The 4,355-nt window shown below is 47.3% G+C and carries 4 protein-coding genes and 1 pseudogene; 1 reads left to right on the plus strand and 4 read right to left on the minus strand.

The window, feature by feature from the left end:
• Positions 1–246 precede the first annotated feature (246 nt).
• Positions 247–459: pseudogene (locus SPK40_RS22855) on the plus strand (IS256 family transposase); the annotation flags it as partial.
• A gap of 43 nt (positions 460–502) precedes the next feature.
• Here SPK40_RS22855 and SPK40_RS22860 read toward each other — a convergent pair.
• The 4 genes from SPK40_RS22860 to SPK40_RS22875 all read right to left on the minus strand — a co-directional run.
• Complete coding sequence (locus SPK40_RS22860) at positions 503–790, minus strand: hypothetical protein (protein WP_330962005.1); 288 nt, start codon at positions 788–790, stop codon at positions 503–505.
• A gap of 2 nt (positions 791–792) precedes the next feature.
• On the minus strand, positions 793–2,496 hold the full coding sequence (locus SPK40_RS22865) for a cysteine peptidase family C39 domain-containing protein (RefSeq protein WP_330962006.1): 1,704 nt from the start codon (positions 2,494–2,496) through the stop codon (positions 793–795).
• A gap of 214 nt (positions 2,497–2,710) precedes the next feature.
• On the minus strand, positions 2,711–3,082 hold the full coding sequence (locus SPK40_RS22870) for a hypothetical protein (protein ID WP_330962007.1): 372 nt from the start codon (positions 3,080–3,082) through the stop codon (positions 2,711–2,713).
• A 12-nt stretch (positions 3,083–3,094) separates the two neighbouring features.
• A partial coding sequence (locus tag SPK40_RS22875; RefSeq protein WP_330962008.1) for an HNH endonuclease signature motif containing protein occupies positions 3,095–4,355 on the minus strand: 1,261 nt, incomplete at its 5' end.

Genomic DNA, 4,355 nt, shown 5'->3' on the forward strand with positions numbered 1-4,355 from the left:
AATCGATACTACCTGACAGACCCACGCTGGACGTCAGCCCCCCGGACATGTCCTGACGGTGGTCAGGGCCAGATGGCCGAGGTCGCTGCCGTCTTCATCAACGGTGGCGATCACCGCGCCGGCGACGTTGATGTCCGCCGTACCGCCGGAGGTTAAGGTCGTAGGCTGACTTTAGGTGCTTTTGAGGTATGTATGGGGGGATTGGCGGTCAAAAGCCCGCCACTGAAGTGTCTGTCCTTGCAACTTCTTAATGCAGTCGAGACAGTGCATCACCATTCCCGCAAACGGACTAAAACCAAGGGCGGCTTCGCCAACGAAACCAATTTGCTGAAGCTGCACTATACGTGAATATTGAAAGCCTCCGATAGGTGGACGTACCCGATGCAGAACTGGAACCTAGCGCTATCCCTGCTGAGCATCCACTTCCCGGACAGGGGCGATCAATATGTGGTTCTGTGACTTAGGTTGACACAGAACTATGAACCCCCTCAATTTAGGATGTTCAAGGCCAACAAACTGATACTCTTTTAATAATACAATCAACTATCTCTACTTCAACAACGCTATTTAATTCGAACCCATCTTGAATCTTAACAACAATTGAATCATTTTCTTGCTCGTACAATCCAGATAACAAATGACGGTGAGTGCACCCCCCTGCAACTGGTGGAATAATATTGGAAATTCTGCTCGCTTGAACTTCATCACCTTCAAATAAAACAACTCCATCCCTATTCAGTAAAATAACAGACTCTTCATTAATAGGAATTTCTAACGTACATTCTTTCATTTTCACTCTCGTATTTGTATCACATTTCCTGTAAAGCGATTTTCAAAAGATTCCACACTTTCATAATAGACACCGCCATTTGGTTTGCCCGCAGGATCACGTATAGCTACAACCCGTTGGCCTCCTCTTGTTGTCACACCATCCACAACAACAAAATGATTAGTACTTGGGCCACTACGTACCATCACAATACTTGGTCGTCCATTTGATGTCATCTTCTGTAAATCAGAAACTTTTCTTCTAGTCCTTACAACTGAACTAACCCCATTATCTTTCAATAACCGTTGTAAATCAGGCATTGTTGTCCCTGCGGAACTTGTAACAGGATGAGTACGAATAAGATCTTCCACTACGACAGGATCTCCCTTAGTATTTAAAACCATCCCGCACGAATGCTGTCCACAAGTAACCGAACCATTAGGTTGTATTTGAATACTGCCACGATCATTTTTTCTACGGATCAGTTCACCACTTGAATCAATCGGTTGAGATGGAGAAAATATTCCTCCTGTTGCAAGAGAACTACCACTTTCCTCCACATAAATACCATCCAAACCATCAATATCCTGCTTTTCAGAATGAACCAAATCTGGTCTGTCGCCTTGATCACCTAGTCCGGATTTCCCAGCAACACCGAGTCCGACGCCAACACCAAATACGGCAAGACCGAACTCTGCACCTTCTTGTAACGAAGTTGAAAAGCCTTCTCCATTCTCATAATCCAGCATAAATTCATATGAATTTATGTCTAGATGATTCGCGGATGAAGCGATTTCCTTAGCTACGTCATGCTGGAACTCACGAATTTCATCCCCAATCGCTGTATCAACAACCGCATCTTTTGCTAGATCAATCGCTGTCTTAACAACCCCACCAGTAAGCAGACTCATCGCAAGCATTGCTGCTTCTGCTTGCTCTACAGGCAAATCTGAAACAAAATCCTGCGCTTCATCAAAACCTAAAAGTACTTTTTGGAATGATGTACGCTCTGAGGTAAGTAAAAGATCTAATTCTTCACCAGGTTTATTTAAAAAACGTTGAACCTCTAAACCTTCCCCAGCTTCAACCAACTCACCATTCGTTAATATCGAACCAACCGTATTATAAAATTCAGGGTTCGTCAGAAGTGCTTTAGCAACTTTAGGATCAACACCTTGCTCGATTAAGGTATCCAGTGTTTTCTCGGCATTATCCCGCATCAAGGCTGAAATAAACGGATCATCAATATCGTATAAATATTGAGTGACATGGTTCAAACCAATAGTATTCGCAACATTTCCTATAACCTCATTAACTGTTTCAGCATCCTCCTGAATCTCCTTCCACCCGTCTTTCGTCAGCAGGCGATGGTCGAGGGTGATATCCACGTTGCCTTGCTGGCGGTCGACGTCGAACAGATCCCGGCTGGTGTTTTGAGTGTCGCGATTCAGGGCGGTGAGATCGCTGTCGTCTGCAATGCTGATCTCACCCTGTCCCAGGGTCGCGAGCGTTTTGTCTTTGCTGTAAGAGGAGGTGTTTAGGTACCGCAGTGTGGTGCTGTTGTAAGTCGAGTCAATCTCACCTGCGTTCACGCCTGTACTAGACGTGATGCCCCCGGACATGTCCTGACGGTAATCGGTGCTCTTCAGATCGCGGAAAGTCAGGCTGCCGGTCGTCAGTGCCAGATTGCCGAGGTCGTTGCCGTTTTCATCAACGGTGGCGACCACCGCGCCGGTAATATCGGTGTTCCCGCCGACGTTAATGTCCGCCGTACCACCGGAGGTGAAGGTTGTGGGCTGAGGTTAAGTGTTTTTGAGGTATGCGGGGGGATTGGCGGTCAAAAAGCCGCCACTGAAGTGCCTGTCCTGGTAACTTAATTGTGCAATCAGGATGGAAGGGTGCCAGGGGGAAGACGTGGGGAAATCAAAAGCAGAGTGATTTTCACGAGTGGAAAATATCCTCATCCAAAGAAACTGAATACGTCCAATCAAACGGAAAAACATCCTCTTCGGTCAAAGCCAGAGCTTCTAAAACGCTTGGCTTATCTTGAAAATCCCACCACTCATTTTGAATTTTCCAATAGACCCCCAACAGATTTCCGCCGGTGTCCGTATCCACTCGAAAAACAGACGGAATTTTATACCCATTCCTCAGTTCAGTTTCCCCCGCAACCCAATACTCGCCATCATCCTTGGGCACCGACCGCACAGGTAAAACACTAGGGCTTTCGTTTTGTTCACCCACTTTAATTACAAAACTCGGAGACGAATGAAGCAAATTTAACCACTGAATTGTCGCTTTATCGTGTTTCATACCCACACCTAATTAATAAGGGTTAGTTTGAGAGGGATTTATGCTCGGAACCTTCCCACCGGGTCTATAGAACTTGTGCGTGTTTTTATGGAGATCAACACCTTGCAGAACCATATTATCCACTGAATCCGTACCACCATCGAACAGGGCCTTTTTGTGATGGACGGTATATCCGGGGGGTACCTTGCCCTGTTCGAGCCAAGGCTTGATATTTGACGGAACCTTATCACTATTTGCCAAGTCTTTAAGGAAAGCAGAGCGTGTAGCCGTATTCCTTACAACACTCGGTTTTGACCCCGGTATCAGCTTCCCATTTTCCAGATGCATTGGCGGCAATTTTCCTGCCTGCCCGGAATTTCTGACAACCTGCGTTTCGCTACCAACAGTACGGTAATGATAACCATTAGGCAGTTCCGGCAAACCTGCGCTGGTTGCCTCTGCTTTCGAGAGTGTTCCCTTTGGGGCAACATCCTCACCCTGCATCCTACCATCATCCCCCCCAATATCACTACCTTGAGCATCATTCTTCGCCAGCGTACTCTCAGCTTCCGGTGTTGATGGCTTTTCATGAGGCGTAACAGCATCCCCATCCTGCTTACCCGAATGTGGCAGTTCAGGGGGATGTGACGATGCTTTCTCCGTTAAAGCCAGTTGATTCGATGAGGGCAAATCATCAAAGTCTGCATCTGCATGCTTCAGGTGCTCCTGCGCTTTGACCAGCAGCTTTTGTGCTTCATCAACCCGACCCGCTTTTAAGGAAGAGACAGCTTTTCTGATCAAACTTCCGGCAATTTCTCCGCCGGGTATCACGCCAACTGTCGCTAATACGTAGTCCAGTTCACTCTCAGCTTCATAAAAAGCTTTCACATCACCGGCAATTGTTAAATCAACAATGCCGTTAAACACATCATAAAATTGCTCTTCCTGCGCCTGACGCTCTCTGCCAGACGGATCATCCAGCGTTACCTGGATCCTTCCCTGCATATCCCCTAAACGGGTGTCATCCCAGGGCGATGCCTTGTCTTCATAGGACTCCAGGGCCGCCTGCGCCTTCGAAATTTGTGTGAGACAGCCGGGGCTGCTCATATCCTGACAGGCGGCCTGAAGCTCGACATTCCGGGTATGGTCAAGCCAGTTAGACTGGTTCATTTGTTGACAAGCTTTTGAGCCAGCACCCTGCCGACCACAACTGGCAAGTTGAGACAGCTTATCCAGCATTTCCTGCTTGTTCAGGTAGTAATCGATATTGCCTGTCGGCAGCGTGGCTTCATCC

The organism is Photobacterium sp. 53610 (assembly GCF_036409375.1).
In the GTDB taxonomy this organism is placed as follows: domain Bacteria; phylum Pseudomonadota; class Gammaproteobacteria; order Enterobacterales; family Vibrionaceae; genus Photobacterium.

Bases quoted from the DNA above. Each gene is read 5' to 3' on its own strand.
- SPK40_RS22870 (WP_330962007.1), bottom strand. From the start codon at position 3,082: ATGAAACACGATAAAGCGACAATTCAGTGGTTAAATTTGCTTCATTCG.
- SPK40_RS22860 (WP_330962005.1), bottom strand. From the start codon at position 790: ATGAAAGAATGTACGTTAGAAATTCCTATTAATGAAGAGTCTGTTATT.